Source organism: Vagococcus carniphilus (assembly GCF_014397115.1).
GTDB lineage: Bacteria > Bacillota > Bacilli > Lactobacillales > Vagococcaceae > Vagococcus > Vagococcus carniphilus.
The window spans coordinates 1,835,656-1,860,003 of sequence record NZ_CP060720.1 but is presented as its reverse complement, the minus strand read 5'-3'; the positions used below and the strand labels follow the sequence as shown (position 1 = coordinate 1,860,003).

General features: G+C 31.6%; 24 protein-coding genes and 1 pseudogene. 21 read left to right on the top strand and 4 right to left on the bottom strand.

Features of this window, described 5'->3' with window-relative positions:
* Window positions 1-35 precede the first annotated feature (35 nt).
* The 5 genes and pseudogenes from H9L18_RS09100 to H9L18_RS09080 form a co-directional block, all read left to right on the top strand.
* Window positions 36-884: an AraC family transcriptional regulator gene (locus H9L18_RS09100; RefSeq protein WP_126794889.1), complete on the top strand. Its 849-nt coding sequence runs from the start codon at window positions 36-38 to the stop codon at window positions 882-884.
* A gap of 210 nt (window positions 885-1,094) precedes the next feature.
* On the top strand, window positions 1,095-2,576 hold the full coding sequence (locus H9L18_RS09095) for a glycoside hydrolase family 1 protein (protein ID WP_126794891.1): 1,482 nt from the start codon (window positions 1,095-1,097) through the stop codon (window positions 2,574-2,576).
* A complete protein-coding gene (locus H9L18_RS09090) occupies window positions 2,539-3,912 on the top strand; it encodes a PTS transporter subunit EIIC (RefSeq protein WP_221884900.1) in 1,374 nt (457 codons plus the stop codon). Before H9L18_RS09095 ends, H9L18_RS09090 begins: the two co-directional genes overlap by 38 nt.
* 21 nt (window positions 3,913-3,933) lie before the next feature.
* On the top strand, window positions 3,934-6,102 hold the full coding sequence (locus H9L18_RS09085; protein WP_126794893.1) for a glycoside hydrolase family 65 protein: 2,169 nt from the start codon (window positions 3,934-3,936) through the stop codon (window positions 6,100-6,102).
* A 171-nt stretch (window positions 6,103-6,273) separates the two neighbouring features.
* Window positions 6,274-6,447: pseudogene (locus H9L18_RS09080) on the top strand (metal-sulfur cluster assembly factor); the annotation flags it as partial.
* 527 nt (window positions 6,448-6,974) lie between these two features.
* Here the strand turns inward: H9L18_RS09080 and H9L18_RS09075 are convergent.
* Window positions 6,975-7,502, bottom strand: a complete 528-nt coding sequence (locus H9L18_RS09075; RefSeq protein ID WP_185847500.1) for a flavin reductase family protein — start codon at window positions 7,500-7,502, stop codon at window positions 6,975-6,977.
* Window positions 7,503-7,591: 89 nt separating this feature from the next.
* Between H9L18_RS09075 and H9L18_RS09070 the strand changes: the two genes are divergently transcribed.
* The 8 genes from H9L18_RS09070 (at window position 7,592) to H9L18_RS09040 (ending at window position 13,195) form a co-directional block, all read left to right on the top strand.
* On the top strand, window positions 7,592-8,296 hold the full coding sequence (locus H9L18_RS09070) for an ArsR/SmtB family transcription factor (protein ID WP_126794897.1): 705 nt from the start codon (window positions 7,592-7,594) through the stop codon (window positions 8,294-8,296).
* Between the two features lie 61 nt (window positions 8,297-8,357).
* Complete coding sequence (locus H9L18_RS09065; RefSeq protein ID WP_126794899.1) at window positions 8,358-8,537, top strand: hypothetical protein; 180 nt, start codon at window positions 8,358-8,360, stop codon at window positions 8,535-8,537.
* A 145-nt stretch (window positions 8,538-8,682) separates the two neighbouring features.
* The gene (locus H9L18_RS09060) at window positions 8,683-9,144 is read left to right on the top strand and encodes a DUF2798 domain-containing protein (protein WP_126794901.1); all 462 of its coding nucleotides are present in this window, start codon (window positions 8,683-8,685) and stop codon (window positions 9,142-9,144) included.
* 157 nt (window positions 9,145-9,301) lie between these two features.
* A complete protein-coding gene (locus tag H9L18_RS15505; RefSeq protein ID WP_260590290.1) occupies window positions 9,302-9,430 on the top strand; it encodes a hypothetical protein in 129 nt (42 codons plus the stop codon).
* A 137-nt stretch (window positions 9,431-9,567) separates the two neighbouring features.
* On the top strand, window positions 9,568-10,764 hold the full coding sequence (locus H9L18_RS09055; protein WP_126794903.1) for a hypothetical protein: 1,197 nt from the start codon (window positions 9,568-9,570) through the stop codon (window positions 10,762-10,764).
* A gap of 173 nt (window positions 10,765-10,937) precedes the next feature.
* Window positions 10,938-11,261 carry a hypothetical protein gene (locus H9L18_RS09050; RefSeq protein ID WP_126794905.1) on the top strand — a complete coding sequence of 108 codons (324 nt, stop codon included), beginning with the start codon at window positions 10,938-10,940 and terminating at the stop codon, window positions 11,259-11,261.
* A gap of 162 nt (window positions 11,262-11,423) precedes the next feature.
* Window positions 11,424-11,840 carry a hypothetical protein gene (locus H9L18_RS09045; RefSeq protein ID WP_126794907.1) on the top strand — a complete coding sequence of 139 codons (417 nt, stop codon included), beginning with the start codon at window positions 11,424-11,426 and terminating at the stop codon, window positions 11,838-11,840.
* Window positions 11,841-11,986: 146 nt separating this feature from the next.
* The gene (locus H9L18_RS09040) at window positions 11,987-13,195 is read left to right on the top strand and encodes a hypothetical protein (protein ID WP_126794909.1); all 1,209 of its coding nucleotides are present in this window, start codon (window positions 11,987-11,989) and stop codon (window positions 13,193-13,195) included.
* A 32-nt stretch (window positions 13,196-13,227) separates the two neighbouring features.
* Here the strand turns inward: H9L18_RS09040 and H9L18_RS09035 are convergent, their stop codons facing one another.
* A complete protein-coding gene (locus H9L18_RS09035; protein WP_126794911.1) occupies window positions 13,228-13,692 on the bottom strand; it encodes a GNAT family N-acetyltransferase in 465 nt (154 codons plus the stop codon).
* Window positions 13,693-14,040: 348 nt separating this feature from the next.
* Here H9L18_RS09035 and H9L18_RS09030 point away from each other — a divergent pair, with 348 nt between their 5' ends.
* From H9L18_RS09030 to H9L18_RS09010, 5 genes are all read left to right on the top strand, one after another.
* Window positions 14,041-14,502, top strand: a complete 462-nt coding sequence (locus tag H9L18_RS09030) for a GNAT family N-acetyltransferase (protein ID WP_126794913.1) — start codon at window positions 14,041-14,043, stop codon at window positions 14,500-14,502.
* Between the two features lie 30 nt (window positions 14,503-14,532).
* Window positions 14,533-15,330, top strand: a complete 798-nt coding sequence (locus H9L18_RS09025; RefSeq protein WP_126794916.1) for a DUF2785 domain-containing protein — start codon at window positions 14,533-14,535, stop codon at window positions 15,328-15,330.
* 136 nt (window positions 15,331-15,466) lie between these two features.
* Window positions 15,467-15,880, top strand: coding sequence for a YbaN family protein (locus H9L18_RS09020; protein ID WP_376765021.1), 414 nt, complete (start codon window positions 15,467-15,469; stop codon window positions 15,878-15,880).
* Window positions 15,870-17,603 (top strand): ABC transporter ATP-binding protein/permease, encoded by a 1,734-nt coding sequence (locus H9L18_RS09015; protein ID WP_126794917.1) that lies wholly within the window; start codon window positions 15,870-15,872, stop codon window positions 17,601-17,603. The genes H9L18_RS09020 and H9L18_RS09015 overlap by 11 nt, the downstream gene beginning before the upstream one ends.
* Entirely contained in the window at window positions 17,596-19,227 is a 1,632-nt protein-coding gene (locus tag H9L18_RS09010; protein WP_126794919.1) for an amino acid ABC transporter ATP-binding/permease protein, read from the top strand. Before H9L18_RS09015 ends, H9L18_RS09010 begins: the two co-directional genes overlap by 8 nt.
* Before the next feature lie 11 nt (window positions 19,228-19,238).
* Here H9L18_RS09010 and H9L18_RS09005 read toward each other — a convergent pair whose 3' ends face one another.
* A complete protein-coding gene (locus tag H9L18_RS09005; protein WP_126794921.1) occupies window positions 19,239-20,027 on the bottom strand; it encodes an HAD-IIB family hydrolase in 789 nt (262 codons plus the stop codon).
* A 119-nt stretch (window positions 20,028-20,146) separates the two neighbouring features.
* Between H9L18_RS09005 and cobT the strand changes: the two genes are divergently transcribed.
* The 3 genes from cobT to H9L18_RS08990 all read left to right on the top strand — a co-directional run bounded on the left by cobT (window position 20,147) and on the right by H9L18_RS08990 (window position 23,289).
* Window positions 20,147-21,253 carry a nicotinate-nucleotide--dimethylbenzimidazole phosphoribosyltransferase gene (gene cobT, locus H9L18_RS09000; protein WP_126794922.1) on the top strand — a complete coding sequence of 369 codons (1,107 nt, stop codon included), beginning with the start codon at window positions 20,147-20,149 and terminating at the stop codon, window positions 21,251-21,253.
* Between the two features lie 137 nt (window positions 21,254-21,390).
* Window positions 21,391-22,095 carry a DUF5067 domain-containing protein gene (locus H9L18_RS08995; protein ID WP_126794924.1) on the top strand — a complete coding sequence of 235 codons (705 nt, stop codon included), beginning with the start codon at window positions 21,391-21,393 and terminating at the stop codon, window positions 22,093-22,095.
* A gap of 24 nt (window positions 22,096-22,119) precedes the next feature.
* Entirely contained in the window at window positions 22,120-23,289 is a 1,170-nt protein-coding gene (locus H9L18_RS08990) for a hypothetical protein (RefSeq protein ID WP_126794926.1), read from the top strand.
* Between the two features lie 50 nt (window positions 23,290-23,339).
* On the opposite strand, the gene H9L18_RS08985 is transcribed toward H9L18_RS08990, so the two are convergent.
* Window positions 23,340-24,311: an NAD-dependent epimerase/dehydratase family protein gene (locus H9L18_RS08985; RefSeq protein WP_126794928.1), complete on the bottom strand. Its 972-nt coding sequence runs from the start codon at window positions 24,309-24,311 to the stop codon at window positions 23,340-23,342.
* Window positions 24,312-24,348 lie beyond the last annotated feature (37 nt).

Sequence of the window (24,348 nt, the reverse complement as noted above, 5' to 3'; positions counted from 1 at the left end):
AGCAATCTGTTAAAAATTTGTAAAGGAAGATGAACATGGCTATTTATTTGGAGATGCCTAAATTAAATAAGTATTTTCCTTTTCGTGTCATAGTAAATGACGGAAGTATTTTAACGACACCCCATTGGCATAGAGAATTAGAAATTATTTATGTGACAAAGGAATCCATTCATTTAGGGATCAATGATCAACCGATGATAGTTTCAGAAGGAGAATGTGTTTTTATTAATGGGGGAGATTTACATTATGTGCTGGCTTCACCAGGAAGTGAGCGAGTAGTGTATCAATTTGATATAACTTTATTTTCTAATCTGGAAAATAAAGATTTAGATTTGAAATCTATCTTAAAAACAGTTCCTCCCCTTAGTAAGAATTGGGGAAGTAAATCATCTGCTATTGTAGAATTACTTGATAAAATTTATGAAGAAGAACAAAAGAAAGAGATAGGCTCTGAGTTACAGATTAAGTCAGCGATTTATCAAATAATGGTTTACTTTATTAGAGAAGTTACTAGAGAGAAAAAAATAGAATCAACTAGCTATCATTTGAAAAGTGAGGAAATACTAGAGAAACTTGATGTTGTTTTTAAGTTTGTGGAAGAACATTATACTGAAAATATTACACTGCAAGAAGCTTCTAATAGTGTGGGATATAGTCAATTTTATTTTACGAAGTTCTTTAAGAAAAATACTGGGAAAACATTTATCTCTTTTTTAAATGATTATCGAATAGATAAAGCAAAATGGTTATTGATTAATACTTCTGACACAGTTTCAGAAATTATTAGTCAGGTTGGTTTTGAGAGCGATAAAACTTTTTATCGTTTATTTAAACAATCCTTAGCAATCTCACCCTTAGCTTATCGTGAAAAAATGCAAAAATAAAGTATGTTGTGTCTAAATAAAGGGCAACATACTTTTTTATTTTCATAAAAATGACAATATATGAGAATTATAGAACAAAAAAATGGGAATGAAAGTGCTTCATTATTTTATATAATCTATTTGTAAGTAATATTTAAATTTAATCGATTATTTTTATCAGTATTTACAATTAATAAATAGCCATTTTTGAGATAGTGAAGGAGTATTCTTATGTCATTGAGAGAAGATTTTTTATGGGGCGGAGCAATTTCTGCTTCTCAAACAGAAGGAAATTACTTGTCAGATGGAAGAAAACCCAGTAATTTTGATTTTTTACCCTTAACGAAGGACAGATTGAAACCGGTTTATAAAGATAAAGAAATCAATTTATTAACGGATATGTCTGATTTAGTTTATCCAAGTCGTACAGGAATTGATTTTTATCATACCTACAAAGAAGATATTAAATTGTTAAGTGAATTAGGCATAAATAGTTTTCGTTTTTCGATTTCTTGGTCAAGGATTTTTCCAACAGGAGAAGAAAATGAACCAAATGAAAAAGGCTTAGCTTTTTATGATAAGATTCTTGATGAATTAGATAAGTACAACATTGAACCCATTGTAACAATAAGCCATTTTGAGATTCCAATTTATTTAGTTGAAAATTATAATGGTTGGGAAAGTCGTAAGGTGCTAGATCTTTATTTAAAATTTTCCGAGACGATGATGAAACGATTTAGCCAAAGAGTTAAGTATTGGATTCCTTTTAATGAGATGAATATGGTTCTACATATTCCATTTATCGGAGGAGGCATTCAATTTTCCGAGACCAAAAATAATTTAGAAATCCAATATCAAGCAGGACACCATCAATTATTAGCGAATGCTTTAACGATAAAAAAAGGAAGAGAAATCAATCCTAATTTTCAATTTGGTACGATGTTAGCTGCTGGTAAAACCTATGCCTATACTTCTAAACCAGAAGATGTTTTTGCTGCTCTTCAGAGTGATAAAGATAATTTATTTTTTTCAGATGTTCAAGTGTTTGGTGAGTATCCAATTGGTAGCAAGCATTTCTTTGAGAAAAATAATATCCATTTAGTGATGGAAAAGGATGATTTAAAGAATTTAAAGGAAAATACTGTGGATTTTGTGTCGTTTAGTTACTATTCAAGTGCCTGTACATCTTCTGATGTGGAAGGGCTTGAGACGGTTGCTACGAATGGATTTACAACGATTAGAAATCCTTATTTACCAAAATCTCATAGTGTTTGGCAGAATGATCCATTGGGGTTGAGAATAACGTTAAATCAGTTATATGATCGTTATCGTTTACCACTTTTCATTGTGGAAAATGGTTTAGGAACACAAGATGAACTAACTAATAAACAAGTAGTTGATTATTATCGAATCGATTATTTGAATGAACACCTTAAACAAATGTATTTAGCTGTTTCTGAGGATGGGATACCACTAATGGGTTATCTTATGTGGGGAATTATTGATTTAACAAGCGTTAGTGAAGGTAAAATTAGTAAACGCTATGGTGTTATTTATGTTGATCAAGATGATGAAGGTAAGGGTTCTAAGGAACGAATAAAAAAAGATAGTTTTAATTTTTATAAACAGGTGATTGAAACTAAGGGAAGATATGTTTTTAAGGAGGAAAAAAATAATGAAAGAATATCAAGTTTTAGCAGAAAAAATTGTTAGTCTATTAGGTGGTAAAGAAAATATTGAGCAAGTAGTTCATTGTGCAACTCGTTTAAGATTTGTATTGAAAAATGAGTCGAATATTAAAGAAGAAGAACTTAAAAATGTCAGTGGTGTCGTTGGCGTTAATTCAACTGCTACACAATATCAAGTAATAATCGGCAGTCATGTTAATCAAGTGTTTGCTGAGATAATAAATTTAGGCGTTAAAAATGGGGATACTGCAAGTGAGAATACCGTTAATCAGCCTCAAAAAGAAGCGAGTATTTTAAGTCGAATTGTTGATACAATTACAGGGTGTATGACACCAATGATTCCAGCTTTAACAGCTGCTGGGATGATTAAAGTAATTCTGTCTCTTTCAACAACCTTTAACTGGTTGTCAAATGAGTCAGAAACATATCGTATTTTGGATATTATTGGAGATGGTGCATTTTACTTTATGCCAATTCTTTTGGCTATTTTTGCCTCTAGAAAATTTAAAGTAAACACCTCAATTGCGGTAATTGTTATAGGGGTTTTACTTCATCCAAACTTTACAAGTTGGGTGGCTACAGGAGAATCCATTTCTTTTATTGGCTTACCTATTCAAGGTGTGGGTTATGCGGCGTCTGTAATTCCAGCGTTATTAACCGTTTGGATGATGTCTTATATTGAAACCTTTGTTGATAAAATAACTCCTAAAGCTTTAAAAATTATTTTGAATCCAACATTAGTCTTATTAATTAGTGCTCCATTAGCGTTAATTGTCATTGGTCCTTTAGGAAATTATGCTGGAATGGGATTAGCTTGGTTTATTAATTTATTAGAAGGTCAACTCGGATTTGTTATGGTTGCTGTTTTAGCAGCAGCTATGCCATTTATTGTCATGACAGGAATGCATCATGCATTAACACCGATTTTTGTCGCATCATTTGCAGCAACAGGAACAGAATCCCTCATTTTAGTCGCTCAAGTTTGTGCGAATTTAGCTCAAGGTGGGGCAACTTTTGCAGTTGCTTTAAAATCTAAAAACAAATCAGTTAAGTCATTAGCTTCGGCAGCTGGTATTTCTGCAATTATGGGAATTACTGAACCGGCTTTATATGGTGTAACAATGAAATATAAAAAACCTTTAATAGCTGCGGCAATTAGTGCTGGAGTAGCAGGTTGTTTTGCTGGTCTTGTCCACGTAACTCTTTATGTTCCTCAAAATAGTATAATGGCTCTATTAGGTTTTTCAGGAGATAAAGGAACAACCAATATTATTTTTGGAGTAATTATGATGTTAATTTCAGTTGTCGCATCTTTTATTTTATCCTATCTATTAACAAGTGATGCTGATTTAGAACAATAATTTTTAGAAAGTGGGAAAGAGATGTCTCAAGAATTTATGTTAGGTTTAGCTGATGTTGGTAATCAAAATGCGGCTTATTTAGAAACCATCTTTGCCTTAAGTAATGGTCATATTGGAGTGAGAACATCCGAATTGATTAAACAGAAAAAAACTTCAGGAAATCCAGGTGCGTTTGTTAATGGTTTCTATGATACTCATCCAATTACGTATGGCGAGTGGGCTTATGGCTATGCAAGAAAACATCAAACTATTGTTAAACTGCCAAATATTAGACAAATTAGGCTTATTGTTGATGGTGAAAGTTCAGATAATGCTGATTGGTCAGTTAAAACTATTCGTTTTGATTTAGACATGAAATCAGGAGTTTTAAATGAAAGTTATTATGTTGTTATTAATAGAGAAAAAGAGTTTGAGCTACATCAAACATCTTTTGTTTCTTTTGCTCAACAAGAAATTTATGCTACACACTTTGAAATAACTAACATGAATTTTACTGGTGAAATTAGTATTGAAAAGAAAATTGAATTTGATCAGGGAAAAAAAGATTTACTGGAAGAGATTGATCCAAGAGTCGCTTCATCAAGTAGTGAGTTGAATGTAACACGTGAAAAAGAAAATGATTATGTAGTAACAACTGAAAATAGTCAGCAGAAAATTAGAATCACCCATTTATTTTTAGATGAAGAAGATAGATTAATTAATAATGAATTTATTTCATTTGATGTAACTCCTGATAAAAAAATTGTATTTGATAGTTTTAGTCTGATTTCTGAAATAAACCAACTTGTAGTGAATACTGCGGGACTTGATTTTATAGAACTACTTAACCAACAAAAACAGGACCTAGCTAACTTTTGGCAGACTAGTGATATTGAATTGACAGGAGATAGTATTCTTCAAAAAGGGATTAGATTTAATCTGTTTCATTTGTTTCAGAATGCAGGTCGTAATGAAAAAACTAATTTTGCTGCAAAAGGTCTAACAGGTGAAGGATACGAAGGCCATTATTTCTGGGATACTGAGTTATATATGCTACCATTCTTTATATATACACAACCAGAAATTGCTAAAAGTTTGCTTAGTTATCGTCATTATATTTTACCTCAAGCTAAAGAAAGAGCGAGTATAATGGGGCAAAAGGGTGCGTTATTTGCTTGGCGAACAATAAATGGTGAAGAAGCGAGTGCGTATTACCCAGCAGGAACTGCTCAATTGCATATTAATGCTGATATAAGTTATGCTTTTCAGCTGTATGAAAGAGTCACTGGAGATGAGAATTTTATTCAAGAAAAAGGTTTGTCCGTAGTTTTAGAAACAGCTAAGTTTTGGTTATCTTACGGAAACTGGTGCATAAAAGAGGGAAAAGAAGTTTTTTGCATTAATGGTGTTACTGGGCCAGATGAATATACTGCGTTAGTAAATAATAATTATTATACGAATAAGATGGCCCAAAACAATATGAAGTATGCTGCTGAATTAGCTAGGCGATACGCTGCTTTAACAACGCAAGAAATTGAAGCTTTAGAAAAAGCAGTTAGTGATATGTATTTACCCTATGATAAGCAGCAAGGATTAATTAAGCAAGATGATAGTTTCTTAGAAAAAGCACTGTGGCCTTTTGAAAAAACACCGAAAGAGAATTATCCACTATTGCTAAATTATCATCCAATGATTATTTATAAGTATCAAGTGAGTAAACAAGCGGATGGACTTCTTGCAGAAATGCTATTTCCTAGTGATTATACCAGAGAACAAATCCTTCGTGACTACGAATATTATGAGAAAGTGACGACCCATGATTCATCATTATCACGTTCAATTTTTAGTGTTTTAGCGAGCCGAACAGAACAAAAAGCTAAAGCTTACCAATATTTTATGGATACCGCTTTAATGGATTTAACTGATTTACAAGGTAATGCTAAAGACGGAATTCATGCAGCCAATATGGGTGGCTCGTGGCTAAGTATGATTTACGGATTTGCAGGGCTAACTTGTGAAAAAGATCAATTTATTTTGAGAAATCATCTTCCAAAAGAAATAAAGGAATTAAAGTTTAAACTAACTTTATTTGGAAATATCATAACTATTGAGTTAAAAGATAATAATATTTCTGGCTATTTACTAGAAAAAAACACAAATATAAAAGTAAGTCATGTAGATAATCAACTTGTTATTTCTAGACTAAAATAATTCAGGAAACTAAAAGTGGTGAAAGAGACGTTTAACTCCAAGTGATTTGAAGACTTTTGAATCCACTCTATTAAAAAAATTTATTTAAATAAAATAGAGCTTGATATTTTGGTTAGCCTCTACTTTCTTGCTCTTTTATCGTACTTACTTTGTTTATAAATAAACTGACGAATAATTAGAAACAGTCAGGGAAGATATTGCAGCCTCTTAGAATTAGTAAATGAACCCGAGCTAGGAATTGATATTGTCAACCTAGGGCTTATATATGGAGTAAATTTAGATGATGACGGTTATTGTGAAGTTAAAGTGACTTTAACAACAATGGGCTGCCTATTAGCAGATATGTAAGGATTTCTTTAGAAATTAAGTATAAATAAGCGTTGTTAAATCAATGTTTAATGACAATAGTCTACACCTAGTTTTTTGAAGTTTGGATACTAGACTAAAAAAATAAAATGAAGAGAACTCTTTTGTCAATTTTCGAAATTGATGAAGGAGTTTTTTTGTATGATCTTAAATATCCTATTGGTATGAAACTACACTTATCCTGGCTCAGGAAGTGACCCAACAACTAATAATTCGTATGCAAGGAAGATAGTGAAGAAAATTAGTAATTCAAGTACCCACTGAAATAAGTATTAGGTTTTTGAATTGTAAAAGTTGGAATAGATGCAAGTTAAACAGATTTAACCTGTCATTTCAAGTAATTAAAACTAAATAAAAAAAGAGTTAGAGAGAATGTCGCACCTCCCAGTAAGTTTAATTTTTAGGAAATACAACATTCTCCATTAAAAGAACTCTTTTTTTCAACAATTTGATAACCTCTTCTTTTTAAGACAGTTTTACTTTCTTTATGGTAGTTTCTCAAAAATTTACTCAGATGATAAGAATTTAAAACTTCTTTTATTGCCATCTCCTAAATATAATACTGGATTTAGTAAGTTGTTATCTAAGTGATTATCTTTTATTAATTTAGAATTTACTAGTCTTCTTTCAATCGTTGAAAAAATATGAACGATTGAATCTTCTTCAATGATTTGACTAACTTTACACTCTAAAGTAATGACACATTCTTTGATAATAGGAACATCCATTTTATCAGATAAGTCATATTGAAATGAATTTGAAAAATTAAATTTATCAGCCCCACTGTTAAATCCTCCTATTTTTATCTGTTCCAAGTAATCCTTTGTTGGAATATTTAAAGTAAAGTATCCATGCTTCTTTATCTGTTTAGAAGCATTACCTTGATTAGAAAGACCAACATTTAAAAAATTATCTAAAGTATATGAAGAACTTGAAGTTGTAAAATTGTATCCCCATCGATCATCTTTATATCCCAAGATAAATATTGGAAATCCATAGTATAGTTTTTCTGTATCTAAAATTGTTTTATTCAAATAATCTCCTCCTAATGAATTAAAACAAGTGTATAATGAGAATAACTCTATGTGTATCGATATATGGAATTTCTAAAAAGGAGACAGTTATGGATCAATCAAAAACCCAAAAATTTGCTAATATCATTAATGACGAGTCTAGAGTTGCGATGATTAATTTATTAATGAGTAATCAGTTTTATACCGTTACTGAATTAGCTAAAGTAGCTAAAATAAAAACACATACAGCAAGTTACCATTTAAAGAAGATGATGGAATTAGATTTAGTTATAATGGAAAAGCATGGGAGATTTCATTATTATCAATTATCTAATCAAGAATTTGCTGAATTTTTTGAAGGAATAGGAGCTGTCGCTCCAACTCCCAAAGTTCGTTATTTGAGTCAACAAATCGAGTCGCAAAAATTGACTCAAGCAAGAACCTGTTACGACCATTTAGCAGGTAATCTTGGTGTAGTAATAACAGAATTTTTATTAGAGAAAGAATATGTTGTACGTATAGAAAAGGGCCTTTTAGTGACTGAAGCGGGAGAAGATTTTTTAGAGAAAAATAATATAAATGTATCTGAACTTAAAAATAAGAAGCGGAATTTTTGTGGTCTATGTTTAGATTGGAGCGAAAGAAAACATCATATTTCAGGAAGCGTAGGAAATGCTATTTATGAATTATTTTTAAGAAATCAGTGGATTATTAAATCTGAGAAAAGTAGAGCAGTAATATTAACTGATAAGGGTAAGGAAGAAATAAAAAAAGATTGGGGTATTAGTTTTGATTCTATAAAAAACTATTGTTAAAATAACGAGATAATTAAATTATGCTATACTTGTTAAGAGAAAATAAACGGGAGGTACAAAGATGAAACTGTTTAAATCGGATAAAGTATTTGTTTGGTCATTGTTTATCGCAGGTATGGTCCAGTTAATACTGACAATACTTTTTAAAGATATTACTGTTGCGTTAGTACCAACAGTGATAAGCTATTTTATAGCTAAATCAATATTGAATAGTAAAATAGCAGAAGACGTTACCCAATAGAGGAAAAAAGCCAATGCTTGTTAAAACAAGTATTGGCTTTTTTTGATGGGGTTATTCACATTATTTTTTTATCAAATTCTAACTTATGAGAAAATTTTATTTTTGATACACTGAGTTCTGTTATCAAATTATAAGGAGGAAAAAAATGCCTAAAAATAAAGTGGAGAGTATTATTTTTACAGCAATAATGTGTTCTTTGATGGTGGTAGGAATGAGTTGTTACAACCTCTTATTACACCAAGATTTTTCATTTATGAATCTATTGAAAGGATTCATTCCTGGTTTTATTGTTGCATATTTATTAGATACTTTTGTGGTAGGGATTATTGCCAAAAAAGTAGCCTTCAAGTTACCATTTATTGATAAATCAGAACCAATTCAATTAATTTTGTCAATTTCTTGTTGTATGATAATTGGTATGGTTTCTTTGATGTCAGTCTTTGGCATTGTGGTTGAACAAGGCGTATCTGGATTATCAGTATCGAGCTATTCGAGAACGTGGATAATGAATCTTATTGTTGCTTTACCCTATCAATTATTAATCGTCGGACCATTATCAAGAAAAGTATTAAGTAATATTCAAAGTAAATCAAATGTGGTTGTGTAATTACAATTTAACTAAAATTTACATAATAATTTATCACCCTTACAATAAATTTGTGAGGTTTTTTTTATTTTGAATTTTTATTTTAGTAATATACCATGATTATACGATTCAAAAGTTAGGGAGTATAACAATTAGGACTATTCATGAAGGAAGTGAAGTGTCAATTGTTAAACCAGTTCTTAAAGAAATAGCAAAAGAAATAGGTGTGGATATTCATAATGGAACTGGTAATTTAAAAACGACTAGAGCTCTAGGAAACGACATTATTGGTCAGTTGACGCGTTAAAGTAATTAAAACTTGTTTAAATAATATATATTAAATTAATAAATTGTATTGCTGATTTTAAAATTGATTATTTTTAAAACAAATTATATCTTATGTGTTAAACTTGTAATTGATTAAGTTTAGAAGGAGTTTGAAAAATGAAAAAGAGTTTTGTTAAAAAAATAATCGTGACGAGTATCTTGTTAGCTGGAATTGTATTTGGAACAAAAGTAGAAGCTTCGAATCAGGGACCTTATATTAAAGATGGAAGTATGGTTCAAGTTACGAAGAAAAACTATGATATGTGGCAAAATTTTGGTTGGAAGAAAAAGAATAATACAAATAATGTCTACCAAAAGACTTTTCAAGCCAGAGGACGATATCAACATAAGAATGGGCAAACCTATTATTCTTTATTTGATTCAAAGGGTACATGGTATGGGTATTTAAATAGTAATGCAACTAAAAAAACAAGTAGACAAGGGAACTATATTTCTGACGGTAGTTACATCAAGATTACTAAGCAAAACTATGAAATGTGGCAAAGTTTTGGTTGGAAGCTAAAAAATAATACCAATAATGTTTATGATCAAATGTTTCAAGCAAAAGGACGTTATCAACATTTTAACGGTTCAACGTACTATTCTCTATATGACAATAAAGGTACATGGTATGGTTATTTAAATGCCAGTGCCACTAAAAAAACAAATCCTCAAGGAGCATATATCTCCGATGGACGTTATGTTCAAATCACTAAAAATTATGAGTTGTGGCAAAACTTTAATTGGAAGAAAAAAGGAAATGGCTCGACTTACTATAATCAAGGCTTGCAGGCTCGAGGAAGATATCAACATTTTAATGGAAATACCTATTATTCATTATTTAATGATAAAGGAGCATGGTTAGGTTATATTAACGCCAATGCAACAACTCAATATAAACCTAAACAAACCAAATCGACTAAAACAGTTAACAAAAATACTGAAGGTAGAATTTTATCATCAACTAAAGGATATAAATATGTTTCAGAGTCAACAGATGGCGGGCAAACTACAAAACGTCCAAACGGTGATATGCATACAGTATTTACTAAAACTGTGACTTGGAAAAAAGACGCACCAGTGAATCCTAGTAATCCTTATGTCGGGCAACAAAAAGAAGTAATTCGAGGCGAATATAAAGGTACTTTCTATGAAGAAATTGGTAATAGCGGAATGGTTTGGGACGATCAAATGACTGCAAGTCTTTGGGCAATTCATGAAATGGCAAATTTAAATCAAGGTGGAACATACCTAACATGGCAAGTACGAATTAAAGGAACAAATGAAATCATGTGGACATCACACATTAACTAAAATAATATCAAAGAACTCTTTCCTAGCAGAGAGAGTTTTTTGTTTTTTGAAGCGAATAAAAAAATGAAAATAAAGAAGAGGTGGTAAAGATAAGTGCTAGTTCAATATTTAAATTACCGGATTTGAATTATAGGTGGAAATGTTTTGAAAAGAATCGCTTAAAAAAAAGATGGATGTATCAAACAGAAATGTTTATTGAAAAACTAAATCAATGTAGAATCATTGGTAAGAAAGATTATGTTATTAAAGTAGGATATGAAACTGAAAAGGATTCGAAAATTCCGTTAAATAATAAAAAAATATTAATGTTAGATATAGCAACAAAAACAATGGGAGCCGAAAAACATCCTGATAATCATCAATATTTTGTATTAATTGGAGAAGAAGAAAAATACCTTATGAAGAAAGCTTGGGGAAAATTGAAGTTAATACCTATTGACGAGTTACCCAAAATAGATAAAAAGATAAGTAAGTTGATTGAAAAGATAATGAATTAATATCTGAGTAGGAAATTATTTTCTTAAATGACATTATACTAAAGTAGAATAATTAGAACTGTGATATTAGCTGCTTTAAAGACAGCGAATTCTTGTGAGAAAGACGTAATCAGTTTATACCTCAATATTATTTTTATTTATCCAACTTAGGAGAAGAAACTTATGAAAGTCAAAATGTTAGCAGTATTACTATTTATATCTCTATTTTTAATCTCTTGTTCAAATAAAAATGAACTAGAAGAGGCTACTAATAAAAGAAATGTATCCTCTGAAATTGATGCAAAATTAGTAGAAAATGTAGTTGGTGAATGGGTTGGAGATACAGCAGGTAATTATCCAACTTACGGTAAGTTTACAATAACTGAAAAAAATCGATCCCTTTTTTTCGATGACAAAAAACTCCAAATTACAAAAACAATAGATGACATTGTTTTTACGCAAACGGAGGAAGAAAAAACATTCTATTATGATTTCAAGGTGATAGATAAAAAATTAACAGTCTATCCATCCTATTCAACTAGAAAAGGCTTTACTGGTGGATCGTTGGCACCTATGGAATTGATTAAAGATGGAAAATGAAATTATTGATGATATTTATGATGTGTGTTTAATGGATAAAAAAACAAATGTTGAATATATTTGCTCCTTATTTATTTATTTTTAGAACGAATTCGTTCTTATGTGTTAAACTTATAATTGATTAAGTTTAAAAAGGAGTTTGAAAAATGAAAAAGAGTTTTGTTAAAAAAATGATCGTGACAAGTATCTTGTTAGCTGGAATTGTATTTGGAACAAAAGTAGAAGCTTCAAATCAGGGACCTTATATTAAAGATGGAAGTATGGTTCAAGTTACGAAGAAAAACTATGATATGTGGCAAAATTTTGGTTGGAAGAAAAAGAACAATACAAATAATGTTTACCAAAAAACATTTCAAGCACGTGGACGTTATCAACATGAAAATGGTCAAACTTATTATTCTTTATTTGATTCAAAGGGTATGTGGTATGGCTATTTAAATAGTAATGCAACTAAAAAAACAAGTAGACAAGGGAACTATATTTCTGACGGTAGTTATGTAGTGATTTCTAAAGCAAACTACGAGCTATGGCAAAATTTTGGTTGGAAATATAAGAAAAATACAAATAACATTTTAAATCAGGTATTTAGTGCACAAGGTAGGTATCAACATTTCAATGGTTCTACTTACTACTCATTATATGATAATAAAGGAACTTGGTACGGTTATTTAAATGCTAGTGCTACTAAAAAAACAAATCCTCAAGGAGCATATATCTCTGATGGACGTTATGTTCAAATTACTAAAAATTATGAGCTATGGCAAAACTTTAATTGGAAGAAAAAAGGAAATGGCGCTAGTTACTATAATCAAGGCTTACAAGCAAGGGGAAGATATCAACATTTTAATGGAAATACCTATTACTCATTATTTAATGATAAAGGAGCATGGTTAGGTTATATTAACGCCAATGCAACAACTCAATATAGACCTAAACAAACCAAATCAACTAAAACAGTTAACAAAGATACTGATGGTAGAGTTTTGTCATCAACTAAAGGATACAAATACGTTTCAGAGTCAACAGATGGTGGGCAAACTACAAAACGTCCAAATGGTGACATGCATACAACATATACTAAAATAGTAATTTGGGAAGTAGACCCGACAATGCTAAATCCTGGTGATTATGGCGGAAAATACACTTCAAATTCAGAATTAATCTTAGGTACAAGTGAAGGTGTTCACTATAGTGGAGTGGGTAACATAGGAGCAACATTTACAACGCAAAGAAATGCTTCATTGTTCGCATTAGACACAATCGCAGATAGTGGGCGTGGAGGAACTTATACAACGTGGGAAGTTAAATTCAAAGATGGAATAATCGCGTATACAACAAGCGTGTTTCTAAAATAATTCTTCGGAGTAGAGAAATCTACTCCTTTTTTTTAATTATCTACTCTAGCATCTAATTTCTTCTCAAATAAATTTTCTGTAAATCCATGAATAGTCACGCAATCCTTTATTTTTTTGTAACCGTACTTTTCATACAAACCAATTTCTCCGCTAACAATATAGAGTGATTGAAATCCTAGCTCTTTAAGATATGCTTCAGCGTATGATAATAATTGTTCAGATACTCGTTTTCCTCGATATGTCTCTCCGACGAAAACATAACCAATAAATGGAGTGAGAGTGTTGTCGGTTAAACCATCTTCTTTGCTAACCGTACAAAAACAAGACAGTTCATCATCAGATATTCCGACAATTACTTTTTCCAAATCAGAGAAAAAGCGATTATTCATTTTTTCAGCTAATGAGGCTCCTGCTCTCCAAGAAACTTGAGATATTTGTTTTGCGTATTTATTCCAATCTTCACTTGTTTTATCTAATGTTTTAAAAGTAATGGTCATAAAAAATCTCCTTTTTATTTTAATGGTAACATGATAGAAGGCTTTTATTAATCATAAATGTTACAATTTCGATATAGAATGATTGTGGGGTTAAACTTCCTCAATCTCTTAAACTATCAAAAACGACATACGACAAATTTATAAATTTGCGCCATCAAGTTAACTGAATTTGTTTTTTAGTAAGTTGTTTTTATGTAAAAAAGTAAGCGTTAGATATTAGAAATAATTTTTTAGACAAATTAATATTGAATGCTATGGCACAAATTTAAAAATTTATCGTATCGTAAAATAGATAGATGATATATTTTTAGTTTATTTATTTCAGGTAAAAAGAAGAGGAGTTTACAAATGATAAAATTGAATAAAATGATTGCATCAGATTACGATAAATATATTAAGATTGCTATTCCAGATTATGCTGAGGATAAGATTAAGTCAGGTGCATGGAAGAAAGAGGAAGCTCTGAAGTTGTCAGAGCAAACTTTTTTAGAAGGATTGCCAGAAAGACAAGAGACTGAAAATGAGTTTTTATTCTGTATTTCCTTAGAGAATGAAACAATTGGCTATGTTTGGTTTCATTTTAATGATAAAGAAAGTACAACGGCTTTTATTTATGATTTCTTAATTTTAGAAGAATATCAAAATCAAGGATATGGCTCTAAAGCGATGAGTTGTATTGAAGAGGCTGCTCATGAAGCTGGTGCTAAAAAATTAGGACTACATGTATTTGCTCACAACAAACGAGCTGTTCATGTTTATGAGAAAAGTGGATTTGAATTTACTGATTTTAGTATGGCAAAAGATTTATAAGATAGACTTTATTAAGAAAGGAGCAAAATCATGAAAGATCAATTATCACTTAAGCTGAATAATAAAGAATTTTCGTTCTCTAATGAGGAAACACATTGGTTGCTGACTAATATTGGAAATGAAAACCCTGAGATACGTGATTATTTGGTATTTAGTTTGTTTGCTCAAGGGATAAGAACAGGTGGATTTACTGAAGAACAGTTTCGTTTGATAAGTGAAACAACCATTTCTAAAAACCTAATTTTTTATCAATTAAACAATCATTTGCCAGAAACTCTTACGAGAAGCTTTTCAGCTCTTTTAAATGGGTTGATTATTGAGGCTGATGGCAAGACAGATTCTCCTTACTACCATTTGCTAAATGAAAAGAATCGTGAATATTTTTTTGAATCAGCCATTGCTTATTTCTATAAAGAGACTGATACATGCGGATTTTCAGAAGAGTATGGTTGGGTTCACGGATTTGCTCACGGAGCGGATTTTTTAAGTCAAGTAGTTGCTCATGATTTATTCCCTAAAGAAAGATTAGTGGAAGTCCTTGAAGCCGTTCAGTTTGTTATGTTCAATCTCGAATCACCATTTATTGAGGGTGAGGATAGAAGGATTGCTCATATTCTTTATTCAAGTCTTAGTAAGGTAGAAAATTCTCAAGAGGTCATCTATGAATGGATAAGCGGGCTAGATTTTCCGTTAATCGAAAACAAAGATTTTTACCGTCTAGCGATGTTTGAAAATATGTTAGCCTCTCTTTATTTTCACTCATTAGAAACTGACATTTTGGAAAAAGATTTAAAAGAATTGATGCTTTCTTATTTAAAAAACTACTAACTTAAAAACTTCTTTAACTTTTCAACGTTAAGGAAGTTTTTATTAAATAGAAATGATAACCGTTATCATTCGTATATTTCTTATGATATACTGATAAAAGTTTAATCATTTTATTCGAATCGATGGGAGGACAAGAATGAATAAATTGAAAAAAAGCCTATTTATTATTTTAGGTGGTATATCGTTTGGTCTTGGGACCCTAGGTTTAAGCTTACCGTTTATTCCGACAGTGCCTTTTTATATGCTAACAAGTTTCTTGTGGCTAAGAAGTTCTGAGAAGTTATATGGAAAGTTTGTGCAGTCTAAATATTATCAAAAATATGTGCAAGAAATGATTATCAATAAGGAAATGACAACTAAGGGGCTAGTTCGCTTATTTGGTATGATTTTGGTTGTCTTTTTGATACCAGGTATTCTAGTTGATAATTTGGTCATGCGTGTCTCTTTAGTGATTGTGTATGTCCTACACGTTATCTTTTTGACTTATTATTTTAAGAGTAAGAAAAGAAAAAGTAATAAAGTGAAAGTCGAGGAGAGCTATGATAGATAAGCGTTTATTTAAACTTGTCGATAGTCGTTCTTTAGTCTGGCTTGTACTGTCTAAAGTCATGATGCTTCTATTTTCGATTTGGTTATGGCTTACAATTGCCGCAGAACTGACTTTTTTACTTGAAAATCAAACATTGAAAAGCCCAGTTTATTTAATGAGTGTGGTCGTTGTTGCCTTTATCTGTAAAAGTTTTTTTATTAAGCGTATTGAAACGTTTACTTATAAATCATCTGCTGAATTACGTCTATCTTTTAGAGAGTCAGTGATGAAAAAAGCATTTAAATTAGGAAGTGACAATCGAAATCAATTGCCACTAACTAAGTTATCTCAATTAATGGTTGATGGGGTAGAGCAATTAGAAATTTACTATGCTCGTTTTTTACCTCAACTTTTTTATTGTGGTATATCTTCTGTTATTATTTTTATTGTTTTAGCTAATTATTCAATAAAACCGGCGATTGCGTTACTTATTTGTATGCCAATGATTCCGATTGTGATTATGGTTATTATGAAAATTGCCAAAAGAATTTTAAAGCGTTATTGGGATGATTACACTGATTTAGGTGTTAGATTTCATGAAAATTTGATGGGATTAAGTGTGTTGAAAGCCTTTGATCAAGATAAGGAAAAACAAAAAATAGTTGAAAAAGATGCTGAAGTTTTTAGAAAATCAACGATGGCGTTACTTTCGATGCAATTAAATTCTATTACAGTGATGGATATTATTTCATATGGCGGTGCTGGGCTAAGTATTGGTTTAGCACTTTTAAATTTCTCGAATGGAACTATCTCAATCATGGGATTATTGATGTTTATTTTGCTGAGTGCTGAATTTTTTATTCCGATGCGTCAGCTAGGTTCGCTGTTCCATGTCGCAATGAATGGTATTAGTGCTAGTGATGAATTGTTTAGCTACCTTGAGTTAGAGGAGCCTGAGTACGGAGAGCAAAATCAATTGAAACTTCAAGAGATAAAAGAAATTATTTGCGAAGAGGTAGGGTTCATTTATGACACATCAAGTTCATTTTCAGCTAACGATATTAATGTAACTTTAAAGCAAGGGACTTTTACAGCAGTAATCGGGAAATCTGGCTCTGGGAAAAGTACACTTGTGAAGCTGTTGTCGGGAGAATTAAAAAATACAGCTGGTCACATCTATTGGAATGAAGAGAAGATGTCTATTTTTAGTCGTTCGTTAATTGAAGAGCATATGATGGTTATTAATAATCATAGTTATTTATATGGAACGACAATTAGGGAGAATCTTCTGTTAGGTAATCCGTCTGCAACGGGAGAAATGCTGTGGGGTGTATTAAAACAAGTAAGATTAGAAGAATTTGTTAAGAGCCAAGCAAAAGAACTAGATACGCCGTTAACTGAAAATGGACAGAATCTTTCGGGCGGACAAAGACAACGATTAATTTTAGCAAGAGCTTTGCTGAAAAAATGTGATTTTTATATATTTGATGAAATTACATCAGGTATTGATATTGAAAGTGAAAACTATATTTTAGAAGTTATCAAAGACTTAGCTAAACATTCGATTGTTTTGTTTATCTCACATCGTCTTTACAATGTGGTTGATGCAGATCATCTACTAGTCATGGAAGCAGGTCACGTGGTTGAGCAAGGTTCTCCAAACGACTTAGTTACTTCGTCTACTTACTTTAAAACTTATTTTGAAGAAGAGAAAATGCTTCAGGAGGTGTTGGACAATGAATAACGTTAAAAATACACAAGTCATTGGCTGGTTACTTTCTTTTGTTAAACCTCTAAAATTAAAAGTTACTGGAGCTATTTTGTTAGGAATGATTAGTAATTTATCTGTTGTGATGATTACATTCCTTGGTACAAGAGAAATGTTACGATTAATTGATGGAAACACTTCAACTGTATATCGGACTTTCTGGTTGTTAATCCTCTGTGGTGTTATTCGCGGTGTAGCAAGATATATGGAACAATATTTAAATCATGATATTGCTTTTTCATTACTTGCAGATGTCCGTTCGACGATCTTTAAAGTATTGCGAAAATTAGGGCCAGCTAGATTATCTGGTAAGAATAGTGGAGATATGATTACGGCTATTACAACAGATGTTGAAGCGTTAGAAGTCTTTTTTGCTCACACGGTTTCACCTGTTTTTATTGCGTTAGGCACTTCGCTTATTTTGATAAGTTATTTTGCTCATATTTCAATATTTATAGGTCTTATCTTACTGTTAGGTCATCTCTTTATCGGAATTTTTGTACCAGTGATTAGCTATAAACAACATGAAAAAACAGCCTCAGATTATCAAGAAACTTTTGTTAACTTAAATCAAGCTGTGATGGAAAATGTTGAGAGTATTCGAGATGTTAATCAATTTTCATTGGAAAATGAGCGGTTAGCCGATTTAGCCAATGTTGGTAAAAACTTAAATCAAGAGTATCAACGTAAATTAGGTCAAAGTAGCTCCATTCAAATACTAAGTGAATTAGGGGTTTTAGGAACGACTCTAGTAATGATTTTAGTAGGAAATTTCTTAAGTTTACCTGCTAGTGAAATTGTATTAGCAAGTGTCTTAACATTAAGTTCTTTTGGTGGTGTATTAGCCTTAAGTGGCTTAGGAAATGCGTTGCTGTCAACTTTTGCTAGTGGTAAGCGTCTCTTTAGTCTAGTTAATGAAGAACAAGTGGTAACCTTTGTTGAGACGACAACTCCAAAGATAGAATTAGAAAACCTGAGTGTTCAAGATTTGTCTTTTGCTTATGAAGAAACGCCGATTTTTGATTCATTTAATTTATCTCTTCCAAAAGGAAAAACCTTAGGCATTGGGGGAGAAAGTGGTAAAGGAAAAAGTACTTTATTGAAGTTAATGATGAGATATTGGGATCCTGAAAAAGGACAAATCAAACTGAATGATGTTGATTTAAAAGAATTTAGTGAAACGGAGCTTCATGAAATAGAAAGTGTTATGGAACAAAGAACATTTATTTTTGCTGATACAATTGCACAAAATATGACTCTGGGTAAACCTGGTGTTCCAATGACTGAGATAAAAGAAGCTGCTAAACAGGCTCAGTTGTCTGATTGGATAGAAAGTTTACCGGAGCAATATGAAACTAAAATTGGTGGTACTTTCAGAAGTATTTCAGATGGCGAAAGACAACGAATTGGTTTAGCTCGCGTCTTTTTACATGATGGTGATTTATTACTTTTTGACGAACCAACTAGTAGTTTAGACTACATCAATGAGCAAAATATTTTAAAAACAATTGAAAAAGCGAGTGAAGGAAAAACAACTATTATTGTTTCTCATAGAGCGTCAACTTTGAAAATTGCAGATGAAATATTAATGATTGAATAACGTTAGATGGGTCAGCTTGATGAGCTGATCCTTTTTTGTGCGCAAATTTCTAATAAACTTTCATCCACTTTAGGAATAACTAAATCAGCAACTGAAATCAATTTTTGATTGTTAAAACCAACAGCAATTCCAAGACCTGATTCATTAATCATCTCGATATCATTACTGCCGTCACCAATGGCGATACAATCACTTATAGTTAAATTGTAATAGGACAATGCTTTTAGAATACCGGTCATTTTTGTGATATCTTTTTCGAGGAGACTAACAATAGTTGGATGCCATCTTGAAACTTTTAAGGTTGAGAAATGGTTGTTTAGTTCTATATCTGTTTCAGTTAAACAAAATAGGCAGATAAGATGCACTTGAGTTACAACAGAGTGATTGTATCTCTCTAACTGATTTATTTTAAAATCCATAGATTCTTTTAAACCAAGTTCTAAATTCGAATTTTGGACACCATTATAAAGCAATTCATTTGTATAAAAAGTACATGGAATTTGTTTATCTTTACAGAAATCCTCAATCATTTTAATATTGTTAGTAGAGTAATTATACGAGTCGATTATTGTTGAATCATTAGCAACTAATGCGCCATTAGCACTAATAATGCAATCAACTAGACCTTCATCAAGTAAGTAATCACAGTGATTATGAGGACGTCCAGTAGCTAAAAAAATAATAAAATCTTGTTTTTTTAATTGAGTAAGAATAGAACGGATTGAGTTGGTAATTCTTTTTTGATTGGCTAATTTAAGCGTACCATCATAATCAAAGATAATTGCTTTATATTTAGTCATGATTTAGCCTCCTTTTTAGATTAGTTTATTTTAACATATCAAGGGTTTATTTATTTCCTTCAAGTAGTATATACTGAGTAATAGAATAACAATTTGTAAGTGAAGGGGAGTTCCCAAAAATGACAACGTATACTTTTAAGCCAGATTTAGCTTTAGAAACAGATTTATTTATTAAAGAATACATCGAATCTATTGAGTCCGTTGATAAAAGTTACAAAGAAGAAGCAAGAGATTATTGTGATAAACTCGCTGTCCCACCTGGAGCGCTAGGTCAAGTAGCGGAAGTTTATCAGAGACTGTATGAAATTGGTAAAGGAAGCGTTCAGGTAGATAAACCTGGAGTATTGGTTTATGTTTCAGATAATGGAGTCGTTCAGGCTGGTGTGAGTAACAATCCAGTCATAACAACTTATCAAGTGGCAGAGAATATGTTAGAAGGTAAAGCAACAATTAGTTTGCTAACAAAACATTCAAATAGTGACCTAGAGATAGTGGATTTAGGTTGTTTGACTGACTTATCATCTGGAACAACATATAAGATTAGTCATGGCACTAAAAATTTCAATGAAGAACCAGCCATGACGAGAGAACAAGCAGGTCAAGCCATAATAGCAGGTATTAAGATTACTGAAAAACAAATAGAAAAAGGTTGGAACATTGTTGGAACTGGAGAAATGGGCGTAGGAAATACAACAACTTCTGCAGCTGTTATCTCAACTATTTTAGGAACCGATATAAAAGAGACAATTGGTTTAGGAGCAGGACTAGACAAAGCAGGAAGAATGAGAAAAGAGCAAGTGATTACAGAAGGAGCACTGAAACACCAACCTTTTAGAGATGGTTTGGATATTGCTAGTAAAATTGGTGGCTACGATATTTTAGGGATAGCAGGTACTTTCTTAGCTTGTGCTAAACATAAAATACCTTGTGTCATTGACGGTGTTATTTCAATGGCAGGAATGTTAGTTGCTCAAACCATTGAACCTAAAATTATTGACATTGCATTTGCTTCTCATATTTCAATGGAACCTGGTTATCAAAAAGCATTGACACATACTAAATTGCAACCACTTTTTTATTTGGATATGCGTTTAGGTGAAGGTTCAGGGTGTCCTTTTCTATTCCAATTTATGGAGACAGCTAAATTTACAATTGAAAACATGGTGGATTTTGATAAGGCTGGGCTAACAGTTGATGATTACGTAGATATAAGAGTTGAGAATTAGATATTAAGAGAATCCGTTGAATATTCAATGGATTTTTTTGTTTCTATTTGTTAACTTTTTATAGCACACCTTTTAATTATATTTGTTTATAGTAATATGGAATTAGAAGTTAAACATTAAAAAGGAGAAATTGTGTTATGAAAAGGATTAAGTTATTTAGTTTAGCATTAATAGCAGTCACTACTCTAGGAGGATGTGCAACTAAAAAGGAAGAAAATAGCAGTCAATCTAGTGTGAGCACTGAAGAGCAAATAAGTAGTTCAACTAAAGAAACAACAAGTAAATCTGCACCTAAAAGTAGCGAGTCATCATCTAAAAACTCATCTGTAAGTAGTACTTCGGATAGTTCTTCAAGAAATAATGCTAGTTCAGAAAATGTTGATAAGTTAGAAGCAACAGATAATATGTCAGAAGTTAGCTATGATGAAGATACAAAAACTTTAACGACACCGATTTCTAAAGTTCAAATAGTGGGGCAAGAGTTTAATACTTGGAAAAGAGGAACAAAAACAGAAAAAATCTTTATTTTAAGATATTCTGTTGAAAATACGAGTGATGAAATCTTTAATTCAGCTAATCACGGATCATTAAGATATCTAGATGTGGTTACTGAAGAACCAGGAAAGAAATTTAGTGGATTACCAACAAGAGTTTTATCACAAGAGACAGATCCTTATCATGAGGAATATAAAAATACGCAGAAACGCTTAGAACAAAATGATAAAACAACAATTGCTACAGCATACGCGTTCCGAGAAGATGTGAAATCTATTTATGTTGAATTTTATGATGATCAAAATAATTCTGTTAAAAGGTTACAAGTAGATGTACCTGAAAATTAATGATTAAAAGAGGACGATTAATTAATGAAAAAGAAATATATTTATTTAGGGTGTAGTTTAATTATTTTTTCAGCTTGCTCAGCATCAAAACAAGTTGAAACAACTGAAAGTCAAATAGCGAGTAAGCAAACAGAGGTAAGCTCAAGTGAAATTAAAGAAAAGAGTACACCCGTTAAAGAGAAAAATTTTGAAGGAACTATGGGAAAACACCATTTTGAATTTTCATTTCTTGATAATGAAAAGTATGTTGAAAAACTAGTTACAGCAGGAATAAAAAGTAACTTTGTTAATTATACTGAGGGAACTTATGAAATGAATCAAGATGAGATTGAGTTAAAACCACTAAAAAATGTTTATTATGAAGTTTTTTTAGATGACCCTTTTAAGTTTATCCAATCTGATGAGAAAGAAAAAAATTCTTTTGAAAAATTGTTTTATGAGAAAGATGGAAGTATTACAATTACGTATATTTTAGGAAAAGATAAAATTCAAGATGCTCCAGATGATGCTGTTAATAAGCTTGTTGAAACATCCGAAAAAGCTGAAACTTATAATGATATTAAAGAAGCGATGGTACAAGGTAACCCAACTGATGTATTATTTACAGATGAATCTTCATTCTCCAATTGGGTTTTGGCACACATGGCATCACTAGATTTAAAAGTAAGAAATTTAGATAGTGGAGGGACTTTAGATAATGGAGCTAAAATGCGCTATACATTAAATCTACACTATGAAGGATTTGAACAGGCACCTGGAACGACGATTGGAATCGATGAAAATAATGATATGTATGAGGATACACCAAGAGATGGTCAACCAAGAAATCTTTCAATATCTACGAAATGGAATGAGATGTTGAGAAAAGATCTTGAAGCTGGAAAAATTGTAAAAAGCCCTGATAGAATTGCTTTAGAAAAATTAGCAGACTTAAAAGGTGTTTGGGGTATTCCACATAGTGATCTTGGGTTTGAAATTATGTCCAATGGAAATTTTGCCAATTTAGAATTTGGCAAATCAGAGCCTAGAATAAGTATGGTAAATCTTAAAAATTATGATGAATCTTCAAATAGTTTCTTACTTGAAATAGAAGGAAAAGAGGAAACTTTGACTATAATTGATGAAGACCATTTTAAATTAGGTGATTCAGTATATGAAAAGCAAAAAAATGTTAGTACATTATTTAGAAAGTAGCTAGATTAAAAAGGAGCAAACATATTTTTTGTTTGCTCCTTTATTTATTTTTACTTAACACATCTCTCTAGTGTTTCTTTAATACTTTCAACAACATCATGTTCTTGGATATTTAAAACATGGCGTGTTTCTTCTGGGTCAATGAATAAATCAATGGATTGTAATTTTCCACTCACTACCATATGAATACCGTGTTCAACCCCGTTAGCATCTGCTTCTTGATCAATTGCTTCGTAAGCGGGTTTCATTTGGTCATAAGTTAGAACTGGTACTTGAGTTGTTTCTGATTGTCCAAGGGCTTCGACAATCATTGTGTAAAAATCTTTGTAGCTCATATTTAGAGCACAAATAGGATAAGTTCCTCTATGTTTACCATTTTCTAAAGCGCCAAGTGCTGCTTCTGCAACTTGTTCAACAGTTACCATAGCAGTGCCTCCAGCTGGTGCAGGGAAAAGGTCTTTACCTCTTGCTTGATCAACAAACATGGTCCAAAGAGGTTCTCTTCCTGGCATTGTACCGAATATGTAAGGTAAACGAATCGAACAAACAGTCATTTCACCTTCTCCTTCAGCAAAGGCTACTTGTTCTTGAAGTAATCGGTTATTCGGATAACCTTGTTTTCGAAGCTCAAATTCAGGTAATCTCTCTGTAAATTCAGCAAAATAAGAATTGAAAATGACGAATTTTTTCAAACCAGCTAAGCGGGAAAGTCTCGCTAAACGTTGTGTAGGTACCACATTCATTTCATAGAAAAATTTCATTGCAGGCTTTTTAGGTACTGTTCTTTCATCTGCGCCAGCTGCGTAAATAAAGCCGTCGCAATCACTTAATAGAGCAATAATTTCTTCATCTGAGAGTTCGTTAATATTTCCTAGGGAACACTCAACACCATCTGGTAGTAAATCTTTTGTTGGCATTGGTGGAAGTGACATGGTTTTAACTTCGTACCCATTCTTTAGTAATTCTTTTGTTGTATAGTAGCCAAGAAAACCAGTTCCACCAAGAATAAAAATTTTAGACATATGAAAACCTCCGATTTGTATTTTAGTTCACATGTAG

Coding starts and splice junctions, on each gene's coding strand:
- H9L18_RS09100 (WP_126794889.1), top strand. CDS start 36: ATGGCTATTTATTTGGAGATGCCTAAATTAAATAAGTATTTTCCTTTT.
- H9L18_RS09095 (WP_126794891.1), top strand. CDS start 1,095: ATGTCATTGAGAGAAGATTTTTTATGGGGCGGAGCAATTTCTGCTTCT.
- H9L18_RS09090 (WP_221884900.1), top strand. CDS start 2,539: ATGAAAGAATATCAAGTTTTAGCAGAAAAAATTGTTAGTCTATTAGGT.
- H9L18_RS09085 (WP_126794893.1), top strand. CDS start 3,934: ATGTCTCAAGAATTTATGTTAGGTTTAGCTGATGTTGGTAATCAAAAT.
- H9L18_RS09070 (WP_126794897.1), top strand. CDS start 7,592: ATGGATCAATCAAAAACCCAAAAATTTGCTAATATCATTAATGACGAG.
- H9L18_RS09065 (WP_126794899.1), top strand. CDS start 8,358: ATGAAACTGTTTAAATCGGATAAAGTATTTGTTTGGTCATTGTTTATC.
- H9L18_RS09060 (WP_126794901.1), top strand. CDS start 8,683: ATGCCTAAAAATAAAGTGGAGAGTATTATTTTTACAGCAATAATGTGT.
- H9L18_RS09055 (WP_126794903.1), top strand. CDS start 9,568: ATGAAAAAGAGTTTTGTTAAAAAAATAATCGTGACGAGTATCTTGTTA.
- H9L18_RS09050 (WP_126794905.1), top strand. CDS start 10,938: ATGTATCAAACAGAAATGTTTATTGAAAAACTAAATCAATGTAGAATC.
- H9L18_RS09045 (WP_126794907.1), top strand. CDS start 11,424: ATGAAAGTCAAAATGTTAGCAGTATTACTATTTATATCTCTATTTTTA.
- H9L18_RS09040 (WP_126794909.1), top strand. CDS start 11,987: ATGAAAAAGAGTTTTGTTAAAAAAATGATCGTGACAAGTATCTTGTTA.
- H9L18_RS09035 (WP_126794911.1), bottom strand. CDS start 13,692: ATGACCATTACTTTTAAAACATTAGATAAAACAAGTGAAGATTGGAAT.
- H9L18_RS09030 (WP_126794913.1), top strand. CDS start 14,041: ATGATAAAATTGAATAAAATGATTGCATCAGATTACGATAAATATATT.
- H9L18_RS09025 (WP_126794916.1), top strand. CDS start 14,533: ATGAAAGATCAATTATCACTTAAGCTGAATAATAAAGAATTTTCGTTC.
- H9L18_RS09020 (WP_376765021.1), top strand. CDS start 15,467: ATGAATAAATTGAAAAAAAGCCTATTTATTATTTTAGGTGGTATATCG.
- H9L18_RS09015 (WP_126794917.1), top strand. CDS start 15,870: ATGATAGATAAGCGTTTATTTAAACTTGTCGATAGTCGTTCTTTAGTC.
- H9L18_RS09010 (WP_126794919.1), top strand. CDS start 17,596: ATGAATAACGTTAAAAATACACAAGTCATTGGCTGGTTACTTTCTTTT.
- H9L18_RS09005 (WP_126794921.1), bottom strand. CDS start 20,027: ATGACTAAATATAAAGCAATTATCTTTGATTATGATGGTACGCTTAAA.
- cobT (WP_126794922.1), top strand. CDS start 20,147: ATGACAACGTATACTTTTAAGCCAGATTTAGCTTTAGAAACAGATTTA.
- H9L18_RS08995 (WP_126794924.1), top strand. CDS start 21,391: ATGAAAAGGATTAAGTTATTTAGTTTAGCATTAATAGCAGTCACTACT.
- H9L18_RS08990 (WP_126794926.1), top strand. CDS start 22,120: ATGAAAAAGAAATATATTTATTTAGGGTGTAGTTTAATTATTTTTTCA.
- H9L18_RS08985 (WP_126794928.1), bottom strand. CDS start 24,311: ATGTCTAAAATTTTTATTCTTGGTGGAACTGGTTTTCTTGGCTACTAT.